At 46.9% G+C, this 20775-nt stretch carries 18 protein-coding genes; 17 read left to right on the top strand and 1 reads right to left on the bottom strand.

Annotated features, from left to right (window positions below):
• The first annotated feature begins 153 nt into the window (after nucleotides 1-153).
• From BN1002_RS12720 to BN1002_RS12640, 17 genes are all read left to right on the top strand, one after another.
• A complete protein-coding gene (locus tag BN1002_RS12720; protein WP_148362772.1) occupies nucleotides 154-2211 on the top strand; it encodes a sigma-54 interaction domain-containing protein in 2058 nt (685 codons plus the stop codon).
• 225 nt (nucleotides 2212-2436) lie between these two features.
• The gene (yqiS, locus tag BN1002_RS12715; protein WP_048825401.1) at nucleotides 2437-3351 is read left to right on the top strand and encodes a phosphate butyryltransferase; all 915 of its coding nucleotides are present in this window, start codon (nucleotides 2437-2439) and stop codon (nucleotides 3349-3351) included.
• 12 nt (nucleotides 3352-3363) lie between these two features.
• The gene (gene bcd / locus BN1002_RS12710) at nucleotides 3364-4458 is read left to right on the top strand and encodes a branched-chain amino acid dehydrogenase (protein ID WP_048825400.1); all 1095 of its coding nucleotides are present in this window, start codon (nucleotides 3364-3366) and stop codon (nucleotides 4456-4458) included.
• Nucleotides 4459-4541: 83 nt separating this feature from the next.
• Entirely contained in the window at nucleotides 4542-5654 is a 1113-nt protein-coding gene (gene buk / locus BN1002_RS12705; protein ID WP_048825399.1) for a butyrate kinase, read from the top strand.
• Between the two features lie 15 nt (nucleotides 5655-5669).
• Nucleotides 5670-7091, top strand: a complete 1422-nt coding sequence (gene lpdA / locus BN1002_RS12700) for a dihydrolipoyl dehydrogenase (RefSeq protein WP_048825398.1) — start codon at nucleotides 5670-5672, stop codon at nucleotides 7089-7091.
• 46 nt (nucleotides 7092-7137) lie between these two features.
• Nucleotides 7138-8145: a thiamine pyrophosphate-dependent dehydrogenase E1 component subunit alpha gene (locus BN1002_RS12695; protein ID WP_048825397.1), complete on the top strand. Its 1008-nt coding sequence runs from the start codon at nucleotides 7138-7140 to the stop codon at nucleotides 8143-8145.
• Nucleotides 8146-9129, top strand: a complete 984-nt coding sequence (locus tag BN1002_RS12690) for an alpha-ketoacid dehydrogenase subunit beta (protein ID WP_048825395.1) — start codon at nucleotides 8146-8148, stop codon at nucleotides 9127-9129.
• Between the two features lie 39 nt (nucleotides 9130-9168).
• Nucleotides 9169-10488 (top strand): dihydrolipoamide acetyltransferase family protein, encoded by a 1320-nt coding sequence (locus BN1002_RS12685; protein ID WP_048825393.1) that lies wholly within the window; start codon nucleotides 9169-9171, stop codon nucleotides 10486-10488.
• A 171-nt stretch (nucleotides 10489-10659) separates the two neighbouring features.
• Nucleotides 10660-12480: a methylmalonyl-CoA mutase family protein gene (locus BN1002_RS12680; protein ID WP_048825390.1), complete on the top strand. Its 1821-nt coding sequence runs from the start codon at nucleotides 10660-10662 to the stop codon at nucleotides 12478-12480.
• The gene (scpA, locus tag BN1002_RS12675; RefSeq protein WP_048827927.1) at nucleotides 12467-14659 is read left to right on the top strand and encodes a methylmalonyl-CoA mutase; all 2193 of its coding nucleotides are present in this window, start codon (nucleotides 12467-12469) and stop codon (nucleotides 14657-14659) included. The genes BN1002_RS12680 and scpA overlap by 14 nt, the downstream gene beginning before the upstream one ends.
• Nucleotides 14659-15693, top strand: coding sequence for a methylmalonyl Co-A mutase-associated GTPase MeaB (gene meaB / locus BN1002_RS12670; protein ID WP_048825389.1), 1035 nt, complete (start codon nucleotides 14659-14661; stop codon nucleotides 15691-15693). Before scpA ends, meaB begins: the two co-directional genes overlap by 1 nt.
• A gap of 305 nt (nucleotides 15694-15998) precedes the next feature.
• A complete protein-coding gene (locus BN1002_RS12665; protein WP_048825388.1) occupies nucleotides 15999-16436 on the top strand; it encodes a BrxA/BrxB family bacilliredoxin in 438 nt (145 codons plus the stop codon).
• Nucleotides 16437-16742: 306 nt separating this feature from the next.
• Nucleotides 16743-17531, top strand: coding sequence for a transporter substrate-binding domain-containing protein (locus BN1002_RS12660; RefSeq protein WP_048825387.1), 789 nt, complete (start codon nucleotides 16743-16745; stop codon nucleotides 17529-17531).
• A gap of 78 nt (nucleotides 17532-17609) precedes the next feature.
• Complete coding sequence (locus BN1002_RS12655; protein ID WP_048825385.1) at nucleotides 17610-18269, top strand: amino acid ABC transporter permease; 660 nt, start codon at nucleotides 17610-17612, stop codon at nucleotides 18267-18269.
• A complete protein-coding gene (locus BN1002_RS12650; RefSeq protein ID WP_048825383.1) occupies nucleotides 18262-18984 on the top strand; it encodes an amino acid ABC transporter ATP-binding protein in 723 nt (240 codons plus the stop codon). The genes BN1002_RS12655 and BN1002_RS12650 overlap by 8 nt, the downstream gene beginning before the upstream one ends.
• Nucleotides 18985-19075: 91 nt before the next feature.
• Nucleotides 19076-20071: an aromatic acid exporter family protein gene (locus BN1002_RS12645; protein ID WP_048825382.1), complete on the top strand. Its 996-nt coding sequence runs from the start codon at nucleotides 19076-19078 to the stop codon at nucleotides 20069-20071.
• A gap of 21 nt (nucleotides 20072-20092) precedes the next feature.
• On the top strand, nucleotides 20093-20605 hold the full coding sequence (locus BN1002_RS12640) for a L,D-transpeptidase (RefSeq protein WP_048825380.1): 513 nt from the start codon (nucleotides 20093-20095) through the stop codon (nucleotides 20603-20605).
• A 56-nt stretch (nucleotides 20606-20661) separates the two neighbouring features.
• Here BN1002_RS12640 and prli42 read toward each other — a convergent pair whose 3' ends face one another.
• The gene (prli42, locus tag BN1002_RS23765; protein WP_156129718.1) at nucleotides 20662-20757 is read right to left on the bottom strand and encodes a stressosome-associated protein Prli42; all 96 of its coding nucleotides are present in this window, start codon (nucleotides 20755-20757) and stop codon (nucleotides 20662-20664) included.
• Nucleotides 20758-20775: the final 18 nt, after the last annotated feature.

Raw genomic sequence — 20775 nt, 5'->3', positions numbered from 1 at the left:
TTCCTCTTCAGCAAAATCATAGTCCAAGATTCAAATTTGTCAAGAAGGTTGAGAAAAGATACAATAAACATGAAAAAGGTTGCAGGCTTTATTGATTAAAACATGAAATTGTTTGCCAGAGTAAAGGAACTCTTCTTAAAGGGGGACAGGGAATTGCCGGGAATCATGATTATCGGCGCAGGCAAGGGCGGAACCGCCATTTTAAAAATGCTGAAAGAAACCGAAGTCCTCAATGTTAAGGCAGTCGTGGATAGAAATCTTGATGCGCCGGGAGTTTTGCTTGCAAAGAGAAAAGGCATTTCAACAGGTACTGACTGGAAGCCGTTCATCGGCAAGGAAATCGATATCGTCATTGATGTCACTGGTAACCCGGAGGTTTTCCCTGAATTAAGGCAAACTGTACCCAGGGAAACGATTCTTATACCGGGAAGTGTTGCATTTCTGATTTCCACACTGATGGAAGAGAAAGAGGATTTGATTGAACGGCTAAAGAACGAGACGAATAAGCATGATTTGATTTTTAATTCAACCGACGATGGCATGGTTGTCATCGATAAAAAAGGAATTATTACCTTGTTGAACAGGCGGGCAGCTGAAATGATTAATGTCGACCGCCGGCGTGCAATCGGTAAACATGTGCTGGAAGTCATTCCGGCCAGTAGGCTTCCTATCGTAATGGAATCGAAAAAAACCGAGGCGAATCAGGAAATGGTTCTCGGAAATGGAACGAAAATCATTACTACACGAATTCCGATAATTGATGAAAACGATAATTCGATCGGAGCCTTCGCGGTTTTCAAGGACATTACAGAGGTTGTCCGTCTTGCGGAAGAAATAACAAACCTGAAAGAAATTCAAACGATGCTTGAAGCAATCATCCAGTCAAGTGATGATGCCATTTCAGTTGTCGATGAAGAGGGCCGCGGAATTCTAGTCAATCCTGCCTATAACCGAATAACCGGGCTCAATAGGGACCAAGTCATTGGCCAGCCGGCCACCGCTGATATTTCTGAAGGCGAAAGCATGCATATGAAGGTCCTTCAGACAAGAAGGCCTGTACGTGGGGTTCCAATGAGAGTGGGACCAAATAAAAAAGAGGTTGTCGTAAACGTCGCACCTATCATTGTTGAGGGAAAGCTTAAAGGAAGTGTAGGCGTCATCCATGATATGTCGGAGATCCAGTCATTGAATAGGGAACTGACAAGAGCTCGGCAAATTATTAGGACATTGGAAGCCAAATATACGTTTGAAGATATAATCGGACAGTCGGAAGAAATGCTTCTGGCAATTGAACAGGCAAAATTGGCGGCCAAGACTCCTGCTACGGTTTTGTTGCGGGGGGAATCAGGCACAGGAAAAGAACTTTTCGCCCATGCGATCCACAATGCGAGCGATAGGAAATTCAATAAATTTGTCAGGGTGAATTGCGCTGCATTGTCCGAATCGCTTCTGGAAAGTGAGCTTTTCGGCTATGAAGAAGGGGCTTTTTCGGGAGCAAGGCGCGGCGGAAAAAGGGGTCTTTTCGAAGAAGCGAATAATGGCAGCATATTCCTTGATGAGATTGGAGAATTATCGGCTAGTACCCAGGCGAAATTATTAAGAGTGCTGCAGGAAAGAGAAATTATAAGGGTTGGTGGTACGAAACCGGTGCCGATCAATGTTCGGATTATTGCTGCGACAAATGTCAATCTTGAAAAAGGGATTGCTGCTTCAACATTCAGGGAGGACTTGTATTACAGGATTAATCGCCTGCCCATCCATATCCCCCCCCTCCGAAACAGAATAGAAGAAATACCATTGTTATGCGACCGGCTGATCCAAAAAATTAACCGGGATTATGGAAGAAATGTTGAAGGCGTCACTGAAGCGGCCCTTCTTCATTTAAAGCAATATCATTGGCCTGGAAACGTAAGGGAACTAGAAAATGTGCTCGGCAGGGCAATCATTTTTATGGGATATAGTGAGACGGTTATAGATGTAAAGCACCTTCCTGAAATGAAAAATCGGGAAAAGAACGAAAAGGATCACAGTGGGATGCCGGATTTGGAACAATCCGCATTACCACTCACCGAGATGCTTGAAAAGTATGAAGCCGCCATTATCAGCCAGGCAATGGCCCAATCTGGCGGGAACAAGACCAAAGCGGCAAAACTCCTGGGCTTATCGATAAGGAATCTGTATTATAAACTTGAAAAGTATCGTCTTGAATAATGATGCATGCAAAATTTTGCATACTTTGAATAATTTTGCAAAAATCTGCAATATCGGTTTCAGTTAATAAATTTTTCTTTTTCGATTTGAACTGTGGTGCCATTGTATTTGTTAACAGAACGAGACATCCATCGGGACTTTTTAACAAGTTCTAACATCTTGGCACGAAACTTGCATTATAGTTAAACGGGGGTCGGTTGCCGATAAAGGGGTTGATTGTACATAATGTTCCTTGAAGGATTAATTGAAAAAGCGGCGCAGCAAGGCAAAAAATGCGTTGCGGTCGCGGAAGCCGGAGACCGTGAAGTGTTAGAGGCGGTTGCCGAGGCTGTTAGGCGAAGTATTGCAAATTTTCTTCTGTATGGAAACAAGGAAAAGATCATTTCCTTGCTTAAACAGGGCCATCCTGAATTATTGGAGAATGAAGCGATCACCATTTATAATTGCACTAGTGCAAAGGACGCAGCCAGGGAAGCAGTCCAGGCAGTCAGCGGAAGAAAAGCCAATGTCTTGATGAAGGGAAATGTCCAAACGTCAGTGATTTTGAAGGCAGTGCTGGATAAGGAATCCGGCCTGCGGACAGGCAGCATCCTTTCACATACAGCAGTGTTTGAGGTTCCTGGTTATGAAAGGCCGATTCTGGTCACGGATGCAGCCATGAATATTGCTCCTACGCTGGAGGAAAAAGCGGCCATAGTCAAAAATGCTTCAAATCTAGCGCAATCACTGGGAATTGAATACCCGAAAGTGGCGCCTGTTTGCGCGGTGGAAACAGTAAATCCCAGGATGCAGGCAACACTTGATGCCGCTTCACTTGCCGCGATGAACCAGAGGGGCCAGATTGGCGGGTGCCTGATTGATGGTCCGCTCGCCCTCGATAATGCAGTTTCAACACTTGCCGCGGAACATAAAGGGATTAGCGGCGACGTCGCTGGAAAAGCGGATATTCTGCTAGTTCCCAATATTGAAGCGGGTAATATCCTTTACAAATCCCTTGTCTATTTTGCAAGGGCGAAAGTCGGCGCTGTCATTTGCGGCGCCAAAGCTCCGATCATTCTGACCTCAAGGGCGGATTCTTCGGAAAGTAAGCTTTATTCATTAGCAGTGGCGCTTTGCTCAGCAACACAAACACAAGTCTAAGGAGGAACAAAAATGGAAATCTTTAAATACTTGGAACAATATGATTATGAGCAAGTAGTATTTTGCCAGGACAAACAATCGGGGTTAAAAGCCATTATAGCCATTCATGATACAACATTGGGGCCGGCACTGGGCGGTACAAGGATGTGGACATACGAGTCGGAAGAAGCGGCGATTGAGGATGCATTGCGCCTTGCGAAAGGTATGACCTATAAAAATGCGGCCGCGGGCCTGAATCTTGGCGGCGGTAAGACAGTGATCATCGGCGACCCGAGAAAAGATAAAAATGAAGAAATGTTCAGGGCTTTTGGGCGTTATATCCAAGGGTTGAACGGCCGTTACATAACTGCTGAAGATGTGGGCACAACTGTCGCGGATATGGATTTGATCCATGAGGAGACTGATTATGTTACAGGGATTTCGCCTGCGTTCGGCTCATCTGGAAATCCTTCACCGGCGACTGCATATGGAGTTTTCCGTGGAATGAAAGCAGCTGCAAATGAAGCTTTCGGTTCGGACTCGCTTGAAGGCAAGACAATAGCCATCCAGGGGGTCGGAAATGTTGCATACAGCCTTTGCCGCCATCTGCATGAAGAAGGGGCTAGGCTCATCGTCACAGATATCAACAAAGAAGCTGTCCAAAGGGCAGTTGAAGAATTTGGAGCAAAAGCAGTCGATCCGGATGAAATTTATGGGGTTGAGTGCGACATTTACGCTCCATGTGCGCTTGGTGCCGTCATTAATGACGAGACGATTCCACAGTTAAAGGCAAAAGTCATCGCCGGTTCTGCAAATAACCAGCTGAAAGACACTCGCCATGGAGATATGATCCATGAACTTGGCATCGTCTATGCCCCTGATTATGTCATCAATGCCGGCGGTGTTATCAATGTAGCTGATGAACTTTATGGCTATAACCATGAACGGGCAATGAAAAAGATTGAAACGATCTATACAAACATCGAAAAAGTTATCAACATTGCGAAGAGGGATGGCATCCCTACTTATAAGGCAGCGGACAGAATGGCAGAAGAACGGATCGAAAGGATGCGTAATTCCCGGAGCCAGTTTTTACAAAATGGCCACCATATCTTAAGCAGACGTTAAGAAGCGGAATAATTTCTCTTCCATAAATGCCGGAAACTGATGTTTCCGGCAAATGTTATACATCAGCTTTCTGGAGGTCCCGAATGGTGCAGAACAAAGATTATCGGATCCTGGTCCTTAATCCGGGCTCTACCTCAACAAAGATTGGCATCTTTGACAACGAGCGTCCGATATTGGAAAAAACAATTCGCCACGACTCTGAAAAGATAAATACTTTTGACAGCATCATTGATCAATATGGATTCCGGAAAGAAACCATTCTGGAAACACTTGATAATGAAGGAATCAATATTTCAAAATTAAGCGCGGTTTGCGGACGTGGGGGTTTGCTGAGGCCGATTGAAGGCGGTACGTATGCGGTCAATGAGTTGATGCTGGACGATTTGAAATCCGGTTATTCCGGACAGCACGCGTCCAATCTTGGCGGCATCATTGCATTCGAAATCGCCCAAGGCCTTAACATCCCCGCCTTCATCGTTGACCCGGTCGTGGTGGATGAACTTGATGAAATAGCGAGAATTTCGGGTTTTTCCCTCATTGAACGGAAAAGTATCTTCCACGCCCTCAATCAAAAAGCTGTTGCCAGAAGAGTGGCCAGGGAGCTTGGCGGGCATTATCAGGAACTCAATTTAATCGTCGTCCATATGGGAGGCGGAATCACAGTAGGGGTCCATAAGGGCGGAAGAGTCATTGATGTGAATAACGGACTTCACGGCGATGGGCCTTTCAGCCCCGAACGCGCGGGCACGGTTCCAGCTGGTGATCTTGTGAACCTTTGCTTCTCGGGTGAATATTACCGCGAAGAAATTATGAAAAAGCTAGTCGGGAAGGGCGGCCTTGTGGGCTATCTTGGCACCAATGATGCCTTAAAAGTCGAAAAGATGATTGAAAAAGGGGATAAAAAGGCCGCGAAGGTTTACCAGGCAATGGCTTATCAGGTTGCCAAGGAAATCGGCTCTGCCAGCGCTGTTCTGGCCGGACGGGTGGACGCGATTATCCTGACAGGAGGGCTTGCATACGGAAAGTCCTTTGTAAACATGATTACCGAACGAGTGAATTGGATTTCGGATGTGATTGTCCATCCTGGTGAAAATGAACTCCAGGCTCTTGCTGAAGGAGCACTAAGAGTACTTCGGGGAGAAGAGCAGGCGAAATTATATCCAAATTCAAATAAATACAAATCCGCAATTACTTAACAGGGGGCAATACGAATGGCTCAAGAATATGATTTGGTCATTTTAGGCGGGGGAACCGGTGGCTATGTGGCGGCAATCCGGGCTTCTCAGTTAGGCCTTAAAACAGCGATTGTTGAAAAGGGAAAGCTGGGAGGGACCTGTCTGCACAATGGCTGTATCCCTTCCAAAGCTCTCCTAAGAAGCGCCGAGGTTTATGCTACCGCGAAGAAAGCAGAGAAATTTGGGATTTACGCTTCAGATGTGACATTTGATTTTGCAAAAGTACAGGAGCGTAAGGATGCAATCGTTTCCCAGTTGCATAAAGGTGTTCAGCATTTGATGAAGCAAGGGAAAATTGATGTGTATGAAGGAACAGGCCGGATTCTCGGTCCCTCCATTTTTTCCCCGATGCCGGGAACCATTTCTGTTGAAATGAATAACGGCGAAGAAAATGAAATGCTGATTCCGAAAAACGTCATCGTGGCGACTGGTTCAAGGCCTCGTTCACTCCCTGGCCTGGAAATTGATGGGGAGGTCGTCCTCTCGTCTGACGAAGCACTAAAGCTTCAAGCCCTTCCTTCCTCCATCATTATAGTGGGCGGAGGAGTCATTGGGATTGAATGGGCATCGATGCTTTCCGATTTCGGCGTCGAAGTGACAGTCCTCGAATATGCGCCGAAAATTATTCCTACTGAGGATCATGAAATATCAAAGGAAATGCAGCGGCTAATGAAAAAGCGAGGCGTTAAAATTGTTACAGGGGCAAAAGTACTGCCTGAAACACTTTCTATAGATGAAGGCGCTTCCATTTCAGCTGAAGTAAAAGGAACTGTCAAGGAATACAAAGCAGAAAAAATCCTTGTTTCAGTCGGCCGCCAGGCGAATACGGAAGGGATTGGCCTGGATAATACCGAGATTGAAGTGCAAAAAGGTTTTATCGCCGTTAACGAATATTTTCAGACTAAAGAATCACACATTTATGCCATTGGCGATTGTATTGGGGGGCTGCAGCTTGCCCATGTCGCTTCCCACGAAGGGATCACCGCGGTCGAGCATATAGCCGGGAAGGATCCGCAGCCAATCGATTATACGCTAGTATCCAAATGCATTTACAGCAGCCCTGAAGCAGCGAGTGTCGGCCTTACTGAAGAAGAAGCCAAGGAAAAAGGATTCAAGGTGAAAACAGGGAAGTTCTCTTTCAGAGCGATTGGTAAAGCACTTGTTTATGGCGAATCGGACGGATTTGTAAAAATCATCGCCGATGAGGAAACGGATGACCTGCTTGGTGTCCATATGATTGGGCCTCATGTCACAGATATGATTTCTGAAGCAGGTCTTGCTAAAGTTCTGGATGCGACTCCATGGGAAATTGCCCATACGATCCATCCACACCCAACACTGTCCGAGGCTATAGGGGAAGCCGCGCTGGCGGTAGACGGACGGGCGCTTCATTCCTGATCCGTCCGGGTGCTATTGAATACGAACACAGGGAGGTAATTGTTTAATGGCAGAAAATCGCCACCATTCCATGGGTTTAAGTGATGAAACTGTTCTAGAGATGTACGAAACTATGCTGCTGTCCCGCCGCATTGACGAGCGGATGTGGCTTTTGAACCGTTCTGGAAAAATTCCTTTTGTCATCTCATGCCAGGGGCAGGAGGCGGCGCAAGTTGGCGCTGCCTATGCCCTTGACAAGGAAAAGGACTATGTCCTTCCTTATTACAGGGATATGGGGGTTGTCCTGACTTTCGGGATGACGCCAACAGAGTTGATGCTGTCCGGCTTTGCAAAAGCGGAAGACCCAAACTCGGGTGGACGCCAGATGCCTGGCCATTTCGGTCAAAAGAAAAACCGGATTGTCACCGGCTCATCACCGGTCACTACCCAGGTTCCACATGCTGTAGGAATCGCGCTTGCCGGTAAAATGGAGAAAAAGGACTTTATTACATTTGTTACTTTTGGCGAAGGATCGTCCAATCAGGGAGACTTCCATGAAGGGGCCAATTTTGCAGGAGTACATAAGCTCCCGGTTATCTTCATGTGTGAAAACAATAAATATGCCATCTCAGTGCCGATTGAAAAGCAGCTAGCCTGTGAAAAGGTTTCCGACCGTGCGATCGGTTATGGCATGCCAGGGGTAACGGTCGATGGTAATGATCCGCTTGAGGTATATCGGGTGGTAAAAGAAGCAGCCGACAGGGCACGGCGCGGGGAAGGCCCAACTCTAGTCGAGACGGTCACCTACCGCCTGACGGCCCACTCTTCGGACGATGATGACAGAGCTTATCGCGCCCCTGATGAGGTTGCCGACGCCAAAACTAAGGATCCAATCATCACGTTTGGCGCATATCTGAAAGAAACGGGTATCCTTGACGATGAATTGGAAAAGAAAATCAACGACCGGATTATGAAGCAAGTCAATGAAGCGACTGATTATGCCGAGAAAGCGCCGTATGCAGATCCGGAGCATGCGTTGAAATATGTCTATGCGGAAAGTCAGGGGGAAGCATAAATGGCGGTCATTTCTTATATAGATGCAGTCACAATGGCGATTCGTGAAGAGATGGAAAGAGATCCGAAGGTGTTTGTGCTTGGCGAAGACGTCGGCCTGAAGGGCGGAGTCTTTAAAGCGACCCAGGGACTGTATGATCAGTTCGGGGAAGAACGTGTCATTGATGCGCCGCTCGCGGAATCAGCGATTGCGGGTGTCGGGATAGGCGCTGCCATGTACGGAATGCGCCCAATCGCCGAGATGCAGTTCGCGGACTTTATTATGCCGGCTGTCAACCAGATTATTTCGGAAGCGGCCAAAATCAGATACCGTTCGAACAATGACTGGAGCTGTCCGATTGTGATAAGGGCTCCTTACGGCGGAGGCGTCCATGGCGCTTTATACCATTCCCAGTCGGTTGAGGCGGTTTTTGCCAATCAGCCCGGATTGAAAATTGTCATGCCTTCTACGCCTTATGACGTAAAAGGCTTGCTGAAGGCTGCCATCCGTGATGAAGATCCTGTGCTTTTCTTTGAACATAAGCGCGCGTATCGGTTAATAAAAGGCGAAGTTCCAGCTGAGGATTACACGCTTCCAATCGGCAAGGCGGATGTGAAGAGGGAAGGCGATGACATTACTGTCATCACATACGGCCTTTGTGTCCACTTCGCTCTACAAGCGGCGGAAAAGCTTGCAAAGGACGGTATCTCTACGCACGTCCTTGATTTAAGAACGGTTTACCCGCTGGATAAAGAAGCGATCATTGAAGCTGCTTCGAAAACAGGGAAAGTCCTCCTGGTGACAGAAGACAACAAGGAGGGCAGCATTATGAGCGAGGTTTCGGCCATTATTGCTGAAAACTGTCTGTTCGAGCTTGACGCGCCAATTAAAAGGCTGGCGGGTCCGGATGTACCGGCAATGCCATATGCGCCGACGATGGAGAAGTTTTTTATGCTGAATCCTGAAAAAGTTGAAAAAGCCATGCGGGAGCTTGCAGAATTTTAATGGCTGTTCCCCTGAAAAAGAATGAAGGAGTGACCTCATTTGGCAGTTGAACAAATTAAAATGCCTCAGTTGGGAGAAAGCGTAACCGAAGGTACAATCAGTAAATGGCTTGTTTCCCCTGGTGATAAAGTAAATAAATATGATCCGCTTGCAGAGGTCATGACAGATAAAGTGAACGCGGAGATTCCTTCTTCGTTCTCCGGAACCATCAAAGAGCTAGTTGCCGGCGAGGGAGAGACGCTTGCAGTCGGTGAAATTATTTGCACGATTGATATTGAAGGTGGGGAAGCCGCAGAATCTTCAGAGCCCATTCAGGCTGCAGAAGACAAAGGAGCGGAACCGGAAGCAGGAACAAAACGCGAGGAGGCGCCGCCGGCTGAAAATGCCGGCAAGGCCCGCTACTCGCCAGCCGTTTTAAAGCTTTCACAGGAACACGGCATTGACCTTTCCAAAGTATCAGGAACCGGGGCCGGTGGCCGCATTACCCGTAAGGACCTTTTGAAACTGATTGAAACCGGGAACATTCCGGTTGCTGGCAAGGATGAACCAAAACAGGCTGAGCAGGCAGCAAGCAAGGCGGCGGCAGCTCCTGTTTCCGAATCGACTGCGGTTTTTCTTGCCAAATCGGCCGCTCCAGCCTCAATTTCTTCCATGCCTGGCGATATTGAAATCCCGGTCACAGGGGTCCGCAAAGCGATAGCGGCCAATATGCTGAGAAGCAAGCACGAAGCCCCACATGCCTGGACGATGGTCGAGGTAGATGCGACAGGCCTGGTGGAATACCGGAATTCCCTAAAAGACGAGTTCAAGAAGAAAGAAGGCTTCAACCTGACCTTCTTTGCCTTTTTCGTTAAGGCGGTTGCGCAGGCGCTGAAGGAGTTCCCGCAGATCAATTCGATGTGGGCAGGAGATAAAATTATCCAAAAGAAAGACATCAATATTTCGATTGCCGTGGCGACTGAAGATGCGCTTTTCGTTCCGGTCATTAAGCATGCCGATGAAAAGACAATTAAAGGCATCGCCCGTGAAATCACCGAGCTCGCCGCGAAGGCACGGGCTGGGAAGCTGACAATGGATGAGATGCAGGGCGGCACATTTACGGTCAATAACACTGGATCTTTCGGTTCTGTCCAGTCGATGGGCATCATCAATTATCCTCAGGCAGCCATCCTTCAGGTCGAATCAATTGTAAAGCGGCCTGTTGTCGTGAATAATGGCATGATTGCGGTACGTGACATGGTTAACCTTTGCCTGTCACTTGACCATCGCGTTCTGGATGGGCTGGTTTGTGGCCGTTTCCTTCAGAGGGTAAAAGAGATTATTGAAAATACTTCAAAGGCGAATACATCGGTTTACTAACCAACAACATGCCCGCTTCCTGATGGAGGCGGGCATTGCTCAATCTTGCTTCCTCGTTGCCTCACTGTTGGGGCTGTACTACAATAAAGGCAGCGAATTTTTATTTTCATGTCATGTTTTCAAGATGTCTAAGCGAAAGGGGGGACTGTCTCCATTCTGGGGACGGAAACAATGGGAATAGACCAAATCATGGCTTACCGGTTTCCAGGCAAAACAATGGAAGACTGGAAAGAAAAAGCTGAGCAAACATTGAAAGGCAAGTCAATTGATACCCTGACTAGCACTACATACGAATCGATAGAATTGAAACCGCTTTATTCTAAAGAGGATGCCAAAGATGCAGGCTGGCCAGGAAGCCCGGATTTACGACGGGGAACGAATCCGCGTGGCTATCAAGGCCAAGCTTGGCGGGTTGCTCAGTTAATTCACTGGAACAACGTGGACGACTTGGCTGTGAAGATCGCCGATAGTTTTACTAAAGGCCAGACAGCCATTTCTTTTGAACTTGAGGAGGAAATATCGGCTGCAGCCAGCGCCGCGGCAGCTTTTGCGGAGGACTGGACGTTTGCCGTCAATGCCGGAAAATTTCAGGAAGAGTTCATGAACTCACTTGAAGCAAAAATCGGGACGGCCAAATTGAAAGGATATATCTCTTCCGATCCTGTCTCCCAAATGGCATTGAAGGGAGACTTTAAGGCAGACTTGCGGAAATGGGGAGAAATCATTTCGGCTTTTTCAAAAAAACATCCCGTTCTGCGCACTGTAATGGTCGATACGTGCATCTACCACAATGGCGGAGCGAACGCGGTACAGGAATTGGCTGCCGCGGCGGCAGGGGGAGTATTTTATATTGAACAGCTTCGTCAAGCTGGAATGGAGCTCAACGAAATTTTCGGTAAAATGGTTTTCAAATTTGCCGTTGGCGGGAACTTTTATATGGAAATTGCCAAGCTTCGGGCGGCTCGGCTGATCTGGAACAGAATCGGAGAACTGTACGGCGCGGACCAAACGTCCCGGGGCATGGTCATGGCGGCGGAAACGTCAAAGTTTACACTCACGTTGGCTGATCCACACGTGAATCTTTTGAGATCCGGAAGTGAGGCATTTGCTGCTGTGCTGGGCGGAGTTGATTACTTACATGTTGAGCCTTTTAACAGCCTCGAAGGCGTTTCGCCTTTTTCTGAAAGAATCGCCCGGAATATCCAACTGATTCTCAAGGAAGAATCACAACTTGATAAAGTCGCCGACCCAGCCGGCGGTTCCTGGTTCATTGAAAATCTTACCGAACAATTGGCTGAAAAGGCATGGGAACTTTTTGGCAAAATTGATTCCTTAGGCGGAATTCAAAGTACACTCGAATCCGGCTGGCTCCAAAAAGAGATTGCATCCACCCTGGAAATGAGAATGTCTGATATTAAATCAAGAAAACAAAGTATTGTTGGCACTAATTTTTACGCCAATCTTTCCAATGAAATAAAAATGCCTAGCGGTTCTAAATTAGCTCAAGGGGATGCGGTGGAGCAGACAAGGCTTTCCGTTCCATTTGAGGCGCTTCGTTCTAGAGCGGCAATGCTGGAAGATGCCGGCCAAAAGACGGCCATGGGGCTAATCTGCCTCGGAAGTCCGAAGGAAAGTAAGCAGCGTGCTGATTTCATCGATGGCTTTCTGGCTCCCGGCGGTATTCGCGCAGTAAGAAGCGGGGAAATATTTTCTATCGGTGAAGCAGAGAATTTTATTGTGAAAACCGGGCTGAGCCGATTTTGCCTTTGCTCCAATGATGAAAGGTATAAGGAAACTGGGTTTGAACTGCTTAGTAAATTAAAGCAGAGTTTTCCAGATTACTCTTTTTATCTGGCCGGGCTGCCGGAGAATAAGGAAGAGTGGCTTAGCGCCGGCATAAAGCAATTTATTCATCTGAAAAGCAATTGCTACGAGTTCCTGGATTTTTTGCTTGGGGAAATGGAGGCTGCGGGAATTGATGAAAAAGCCTGACTTTCAAAATGCTTCTCTTTTTGGCTCCGCCAGTCATGACGGCGCAGATAAGCTGAAATGCCGGATTGAAGAGCTCACCGGCAAAAAAATTGATGATCTTCTTTATGAGACAAATGAAGGGATTATGCTCAAACCTGTATATGGGGAAATGGACACAGAAGGACTAGAGCATCTCGATGACAAACCAGGCCTTCCTCCATTTACACGCGGACCTTATCCGACGATGTATGTGAACAGGCCCTGGACTGTGCGCCAATATGCGGGTTTTTCAACCGCTGAGGAAAGCAACGCATTTTATCGTAGGAATTTGGCGATGGGACAGAAAGGATTGTCTGTTGCTTTTGACCTGGCAACCCACCGTGGGTATGATTCCGACCATCCGCGTGTCATTGGGGACGTTGGCAAAGCGGGGGTCGCCATTGATTCAATCGTTGATATGAAAATCCTCTTTGATGGGATTCCGCTCGATCAGATGTCCGTATCAATGACAATGAACGGAGCGGTCCTTCCGATTCTCGCTTTTTTTATTGTCACTGCGGAGGAACAGGGCGTCAGCAGGAAACAGCTGTCGGGAACGATCCAAAATGATATTTTGAAAGAATATATGGTCCGCAATACGTATATTTATCCTCCGGAGATGTCGATGAAAATCATCGCTGATATTTTCAGCTATACATCAAAGTATATGCCGAAATTCAATTCCATCTCCATTTCCGGCTATCATATGCAGGAAGCCGGCGCACCTGCTGATATTGAGCTTGCCTATACACTAGCGGATGGCTTTGAATATGTCAGGACAGGATTGAAGGCGGGCATTGATATTGATTCATTCGCGCCAAGGCTGAGTTTTTTCTGGGGCATAGGGATGAATTATTTTATGGAAGTGGCGAAAATGCGGGCTGCCAGATTCCTTTGGGCAAAAATGATGAAAAGCTTCAATCCGAAAAATGAAAAATCTCTTGCACTAAGAACACACTCACAGACATCCGGATGGAGCCTCACAGAGCAGGACCCTTTCAACAATGTCATGCGCACGCTAGTTGAAGCCCATGCGGCTGTGATGGGGCATACCCAATCACTCCATACGAACGCTCTCGATGAAGCCATCGCGCTTCCAACCGATTTTTCGGCGCGGATCGCCCGGAACACCCAGCTTTACCTTCAAGAGGAAACGGGGATTACGAAAACGATTGATCCGTGGGCGGGCTCCTATTATGTAGAAGCCCTAACCGGCGAACTCATTAAACGGGCTAGTGAACATATTAAAGAAATCGAAGAACTTGGCGGGATGGCCAAAGCAATAGAAACGGGGCTGCCAAAGATGAAAATTGAAGAAGCGGCCGCCCGCAGACAGGCGCGAATTGATTCGGGCAAGGAAGTCATTGTTGGAGTAAATAAATATAAAACTGAATCCGAAGAGCCATTGGAAATATTGGATATAGACAACACTGCGGTCAGGAATAAACAGATTGCAAGGTTGGAAGAATTAAAGGCTGGCCGGGACGCTGAGGCTGTGGAAAAAACGCTTGCCCATCTTGAGGAAGCTGCCCGAAGCGGGGAAGGAAACCTTCTCGAATTTGCCGTTGAAGCGGCGCGGGCGCGCGCCACACTCGGAGAAATATCAAGTGCGGTTGAAAAGGCGGCAGGCCGCCATCGCGCGGCCATCCGCTCAGTTAGCGGAGTATATAGCTCTTCTTTCTCGAATGAAGAGGAAATCGCAAACGTGAAGGAAATGACCGATGGATTCCTTGAAAATGAAGGAAGAAGGCCAAGGATCTTGATAGCGAAAATGGGGCAGGACGGACATGACCGCGGGGCAAAAGTCATCTCGACCGCTTTCGCTGATTTAGGCTTTGATGTCGATATTGGACCGCTGTTCCAGACCCCGGCCGAGACGGCGATGCAGGCTGTCGAAAATGATGTACATGCTGTTGGATTCAGTTCGCTTGCGGCCGGACATAAAACCCTTCTTCCAGAGCTGGCAGCGGAATTGAAAAAGCTTGGGCGGCCCGATATTTTAATTATTGTTGGCGGAGTCATTCCTGCCCAGGATTATCAATATTTATACGATCATGGAGCCGCCGCTATTTTTGGGCCTGGCACTGTCATACCTGTCGCCGCACAAAAAGTCATCAAGGCTATTTATGAAGCTCTTGGCTATGAGGAAGTTGAGCTTTGATGGGATTCGATGGAAGAATGGGCCAGAAAAAGCAGTTCAGGAAAAAAAGTAATGCCGGTTTGCGGATTGATGAGCTGGCCGAGGGTATTTTAAAGGGAGACAGAAGTGCGCTAGCCCGGGGAATCACTCTAGTGGAAAGCAATGCAGCACACCACTTCAGGGAGGCGCAGGCTCTTTTACAAAAATTGCTTCCATACAACGGCAAATCGATCCGCATTGGAATAACAGGCGTTCCTGGCGCAGGAAAGAGTACGTTCATTGAAGCGTTTGGCTCCTACCTATGTGATATAGGCCATAAGGTTGCTGTCCTTGCGGTCGATCCGAGTTCTACTGTCAGCGGCGGCAGCATACTCGGTGATAAAACGAGGATGGAAAGCCTGTCCCGAAGGCCGGCTGCATTCATTAGGCCCTCTCCCTCCGGGGGAAAACTTGGCGGAGTGCACAGGAAGACAAGGGAATCATTGCTTTTGTGCGAAGTAGCTGGATTTGACATCATTCTCATCGAGACGGTCGGAGTGGGCCAAAGTGAAGTGGCTGTAAGGGAAATGGTTGATTTCTTTATGCTGCTCGTACTTACAGGGGCCGGGGATGAACTACAGGGGATGAAAAAGGGAATCATGGAGCTCGCTGACGCGATTATCGTGAATAAAGCAGACGGCGCAAACGAGCCGCTGGCTGATAAAACTTGTCTTGAATACAGACGAATCCTCCATTTTTTGCAGCGAGCGACACCGGGCTGGGAAACGAAGGCGATGGCTTGTTCAGCCATCACTGGTAAAAGCATTCGGGATGTTTGGCGCGTTGTGGAGGATTTCAGGAGGACAGTGGAAGCCTCGGGGGTGTTTGGCGAACGGCGCAACGGCCAGCTGCGGAATTGGCTGCATTCGGTCATATCCGATCACCTTCATTATAGTTTTTATCAGAATGAAGGCGTAAAGAAGCTGCTGCCCCAAATCGAAAATGACGTCTTAAATGGCGCGAAGACGGCGGCTGGCGCGGCGGATGAGTTATTTGAGGCTTTTTATAAGCAATAACCATGCTTTTGGAGAAAGAGGAGAGGATGTCTATCCGCTCCTTTTTTATTCATGCATCGCATTGTTTAGACTTGCATACGTTCCATTAAAAAGTTCCTGAGAGAAAAAAAGCGGATAGCATCCAAGATGCTATCCAAAAAATTAGGGAGTTTAGGGGTATGGATCTAGCTGTAGTTCTACCTTTCCCCGTGTGGGTACGAGCTAAACATTTCCAGCGAGAAATTTCTCTTTAATTGAAAACATTGCGTTTGCGCTGTATGATAGTAATAGATTTTGTATTTCAGGAAAAACAGGGAGTGATTCCATTGAATATGGATTTTAATTTATTTATGAATGATGTTGTCCGCCAGGCTCGGCAGGAAATTGCTTCAGCGGGGTATACTGAATTGAAAACTCCGGAAGAAGTTGATGGCGCGCTTAAGAGGGAAGGAACAACCCTTGTCATGATCAATTCTGTGTGCGGCTGTGCCGGCGGAGTTGCGAGGCCTGCCGCAGCGCACGCCATTCATTATGATAAGCGGCCGGATAACTTGGTCACGGTTTTTGCTGGCCAAGATAAGGAAGCAACCGAAAGAGCGAGAGGCTATTTTACGGGATATCCGCCATCTTCCCCTTCGTTCGCATTACTGAAAGACGGCGAAATCTGCGCGATGATTGAGCGCCATGACATCGAAGGCTTCGACCCGATGTCCGTTGTACAGAAGCTCCAGCAGACATTTGATAAGTATTGTGAAGAATTCTAATCGATTTTACCAGCCATTCACGTCCGCGTGAGTGGCTTTTTTCTGTTTTTGGGTATAGTAATTTCCAAGGCTGGTTTCGTTATTAATCACTAGGCCGGACTACTGAACTTTATCGTTATAGAGGAAATAAATAAAAAATAAATTTTTTAAAATAGTATTGCATAATTATCTAAACGTGTTAAAATTCATAAATGTGAATAATTATTAAGAGTTTAAAGACAGTTAAACTGTGATTTATCGTAGTGCAAATGGGGTAGGTATCCACTAGAACCTAAATTTTCTGCAAATTATAGGAGGAAAGCATCAATGAAGAAGGGCATTATTTTATTTTTAACAGCGATTTTATTGGCGGGCATCCTTTCTGCCTGTGGCTCGAAGGACGACAACGCCAAGGGTGGCAAGGAAGGGGAAAAGAAAATCCTGACAATGGCTACATCTGCCGACTATCCGCCTTTTGAGTATATCGAGACTGAAAAAAGCAATGAAATCATTGGCTTTGATGTTGATTTAGCTAAAGCGCTTGGCGAAAAACTTGGTTATGAAATCAAAGTGAAAGATATGGATTTCAACGGTCTTGTCCAAGCTTTAAAATCGGGCCAGGCTGATCTCGTGCTTGCGGGAATGTCGCCAACTGAAAAGCGTAAAAAGAACGTGGATTTTACTGATATCTATTATACTGCTTCCCATATGATTATTACAAAAAAGGACAGTGGCATCAATGCGCTTGAAGATTTGGAAGGCAAAACGGTTGGAGTACAGCTTGGATCGATTCAGAATGATAAAGCTAAAGAAATCCAGAAAGAAGTAAAAATCAAAATTGAAGACCGGAACAGGGTGCCTGATTTAATCCAGGAACTTAAATCTGGAAGGTTCGATGCAATCATTATTGAAGATACCGTTGCAAAAGGTTTCCTTGAAAAGGAAACAGAACTTGGAGGATTCGCAATCTCCGATGACCCGGAAGAAGCAGGATCGGCTATTGCGTTTAAAAAGAACAGTGAACTGACCAAAAAGTTCAACGAAGAGTTGAAGAAAATGAAGGAAAATGGCGAACTTGAAAAACTGGTAGTAAAATGGTTTGGCGGGGAAGAGTAAAGAGTAGCATGAAAACGTTCAGTAGGCGTGCCTCACTGAACGTTTTTACAGTTCATACAGAGAGGAAGGGTCTTTAGAATGGGATTGGATTTTAGTCAAATTGTCCCTTCGATTCCCTATATTTTAGAGGGAATATGGGTGACACTGCGGATTGTGTTTTTTGCCGGTGTCATTGGTTTTGCATTAGGCATCATTCTTTCATTATTCAAGATTAGCTCGATTAAGCCCCTCGGCTGGCTGGCGGACGCCTATACAAGTGTATTCAGGGGTACGCCGCTCGTCCTTCAGCTTATGATCATCTATTTCGGTTCTCCGCAAATTCTTGGATTCCAAATTGAACCGTATGCCGCGGCAATTATTTCATTCGCGCTTAACTCCGCCGCCTATATTTCTGAAATTATTAGGGCCGGGATTCTTGCGGTAGATAAAGGTCAGACGGAAGCTGCAGCGGCGCTGGGCGTTCCGTACAGGCAAATGATGTGGGATATCATCCTGCCGCAGGCACTGAAGAATATTCTGCCGGCGCTTATGAATGAATTCATCACGCTTACAAAAGAATCGGCGATTGTCACGACCATCGGGGTCTTGGATATTATGCGCCGCTCCTACCAGGTTGGCGCGGAGTATTATTCCTATTTTGAACCGCTCCTATTTGCGGGCTTCATCTATTATATGATGGTCATTACATTGACCTTACTTGGCAAGCTTCTCGAAAGGAGGATGAGGCGCGGTGATTAAGGTTGAAGAACTGCGGAAGAATTTTGGCAAGCTTGAGGTCCTGAAAGGCATTACAACCACGATTAAAGAAGGCGAGGTTGTTGCCATTATCGGTCCTTCAGGTTCTGGAAAGTCCACGTTCCTCCGCTGTCTGAATTTACTTGAAGTACCAACAAGCGGCCGAATCTGGATAGGTTCGAGTGAAGTGACGGATAAGAAAACAAATATAATGAAGGTCCGTGAAAATGTCGGTATGGTATTCCAGCATTTTCACCTATTTCCCCATAAAACGGTCCTACAGAACCTCACATATGCACCGATGAAAGTAAAAGGCCTTTCAAAGGCGGAAGCAGAAAAAGTCGGTCATGAACTGTTGAACAGGGTCGGGTTGTCGGATAAGGCATCCGAGTATCCAGGAAGGTTGTCAGGTGGGCAAAAGCAGCGCGTGGCTATCGCCAGGGCACTTGCAATGAAGCCGGACGTCATGCTGTTTGACGAACCGACTTCGGCACTTGATCCGGAAATGGTCAAAGAAGTGCTTGATGTCATGAAATCACTGGCGCATACAGGAATGACCATGGCGATTGTGACCCATGAAATGGGCTTTGCGAAAGAAGTTGCCGACAGGGTCCTGTTTTTGGATGGGGGCGTCCTAGTGGAGGATGCGAGTCCGGAGCAGTTTTTTACAAAACCAAAGAGCGCAAGGGCCCAGGAATTCTTGCAAAAGATGCTCTAATAGGGATATGCTAGAAAAAGATGGTCTGAACGATCATCTTTTTCTTGTGTATAAGCAAGTGAGTCCTTGCATTTTTCAGGAGGGTTGTTCCATGAAATACAGGATAGGATACAGGACCATAAAGACAGCTGTCGGAACAGCGGCCTCGATTATTCTTGCACAGCAGCTTGGCGTCCATAATTTCGCTTCGGCAGGCATCCTGACCATTCTCTGTATCAAGCCTACACAAAGAAAATCACTCAGGGCCGCCTGGGACCGGTTCCTCGCATGCCTGCTGGCGATGCCGTTTTCCGCCCTCTTCTTTGAGTTATTAGGCTACCATCCGGTCATTATTGGCGTAATGCTATTTTTCTTTATTCCCACTATTGTCATGTTGAAGGCGAAGGATGGTGTAGTGACAAGTTCAGTCATTATTCTGCATATCTATTCAGCCGGGCAAATTTCGAAAGCGATTTTCATGAATGAGCTGGTTGTCATTGTCGTCGGTATCGGCGTCGCCCTGTTAATGAATCTCTATATGCCCAGCCTGGAAAACAAGCTTTTTGAGTACAGTACCAGGATTGAAGATAATTTCCGAAAAGTTTTTATGGAAATAGTGAAGTATTTACGGACAAATGAGAGTGATTGGGACGGCAAGGAGATAACCGAAACTGCCAAGCTGCTGAATGAAGCTAAATCATTAGCCTTTCGCGATGTAGAAAACCATTTGGTACGGGAAGAAAACTTGTATTATCATTATTTCACAATGAGGGAAAAGCAATTTGAAATCATTGAAAGGCTTTTGCCTATTTCCGCCTCGCTGACGCACTCTTTCGAACAAGGGAAAATGATGGCTGATTTTATTGAGGATTTATGCGGTAATATTCATCCAGGAAACACGGCTTTCATCTATCTGCATAAATTAAGGCTTTTGAAAAAGGAATTTGAAGAGATGGCGCTGCCGAAAACGAGGGAGGAGTTCGAAGCCAGGGCAGCGCTTGTCCAAATGGTAAACGAACTTGAGCAATATCTTATCATTAAGAGCTCGTTCAGGGGATTAAAGAAGCCAGCCGGAAGGAATCAGCGGGAGGAAATTGGCGCAAGCTAAGGAAAAACAGGAGTGAATGGAATGACATCTGTACTCAATGTGCTGCTGGCATTGCTGTTTGCCTCGCCAATCTGGCCGCTTGGCCCAAATCCCCTTCCCGGGGACACCTTTCTGATTGTCAATAAGAAGACGAATGAGATGGCTTTTATTGATGATAATCGGGTCCAGACAGTCCTTTCGGTGGGAACTGGAAAAAGTAATGACCTGACTCCTGAAGGGCTGTTTACCGTAACCGTTAAGGCGGAACATCCATTTTACCGCAAGGGTAATATTCCAGGCTCCCATCCGGACAATCCTTTGGGCACGAGATGGATCGGCTTTGACGCGCTTGATACGGACGGCAGGATGTACGGCCTGCATGGAACCAATGACCCTTCCTCAATTGGCAAATATGTCTCCAATGGCTGTATCAGGCTTCAAAATGAAGGGATTGAATCATTGTTTCCATTCATACCGATTGGAACAAAGGTGTTAATTACTTCAACAAACAGGCCGTTTTCCGAATTGGGGATTGAATACGGGGCCATACAATAACTCGCGACGAAAAAGGGACCGCCATGGCAGGCAGTCCCTTTTTTCTGCGTTATTTTTTATAGAAACGATGATAGTCCCAATAATAAAGTCGAGGCGAGCATGGCAAAAAGCATGAGGTAAACAATGATTTTTCTGGACTTGCGATTATTCATGAGTTAATTTTCCTCCCT

It is taken from the genome of Bacillus sp. B-jedd (assembly GCF_000821085.1).
Classification (GTDB): domain Bacteria; phylum Bacillota; class Bacilli; order Bacillales; family Cytobacillaceae; genus Bacillus_D.
This window is presented reverse-complemented; position numbering and strand designations above follow the sequence as displayed.

Excerpts from the sequence above, each read along its gene's own strand:
- lpdA (WP_048825398.1), top strand. The coding sequence starts at position 5,670 with ATGGCTCAAGAATATGATTTGGTCATTTTAGGCGGGGGAACCGGTGGC.
- BN1002_RS12695 (WP_048825397.1), top strand. The coding sequence starts at position 7,138 with ATGGCAGAAAATCGCCACCATTCCATGGGTTTAAGTGATGAAACTGTT.
- BN1002_RS12640 (WP_048825380.1), top strand. The coding sequence starts at position 20,093 with ATGACATCTGTACTCAATGTGCTGCTGGCATTGCTGTTTGCCTCGCCA.
- BN1002_RS12655 (WP_048825385.1), top strand. The coding sequence starts at position 17,610 with ATGGGATTGGATTTTAGTCAAATTGTCCCTTCGATTCCCTATATTTTA.
- BN1002_RS12660 (WP_048825387.1), top strand. The coding sequence starts at position 16,743 with ATGAAGAAGGGCATTATTTTATTTTTAACAGCGATTTTATTGGCGGGC.
- scpA (WP_048827927.1), top strand. The coding sequence starts at position 12,467 with ATGAAAAAGCCTGACTTTCAAAATGCTTCTCTTTTTGGCTCCGCCAGT.
- prli42 (WP_156129718.1), bottom strand. The coding sequence starts at position 20,757 with ATGAATAATCGCAAGTCCAGAAAAATCATTGTTTACCTCATGCTTTTT.
- bcd (WP_048825400.1), top strand. The coding sequence starts at position 3,364 with ATGGAAATCTTTAAATACTTGGAACAATATGATTATGAGCAAGTAGTA.
- yqiS (WP_048825401.1), top strand. The coding sequence starts at position 2,437 with ATGTTCCTTGAAGGATTAATTGAAAAAGCGGCGCAGCAAGGCAAAAAA.
- BN1002_RS12680 (WP_048825390.1), top strand. The coding sequence starts at position 10,660 with ATGGGAATAGACCAAATCATGGCTTACCGGTTTCCAGGCAAAACAATG.
- meaB (WP_048825389.1), top strand. The coding sequence starts at position 14,659 with ATGGGATTCGATGGAAGAATGGGCCAGAAAAAGCAGTTCAGGAAAAAA.
- BN1002_RS12645 (WP_048825382.1), top strand. The coding sequence starts at position 19,076 with ATGAAATACAGGATAGGATACAGGACCATAAAGACAGCTGTCGGAACA.
- buk (WP_048825399.1), top strand. The coding sequence starts at position 4,542 with ATGGTGCAGAACAAAGATTATCGGATCCTGGTCCTTAATCCGGGCTCT.
- BN1002_RS12690 (WP_048825395.1), top strand. The coding sequence starts at position 8,146 with ATGGCGGTCATTTCTTATATAGATGCAGTCACAATGGCGATTCGTGAA.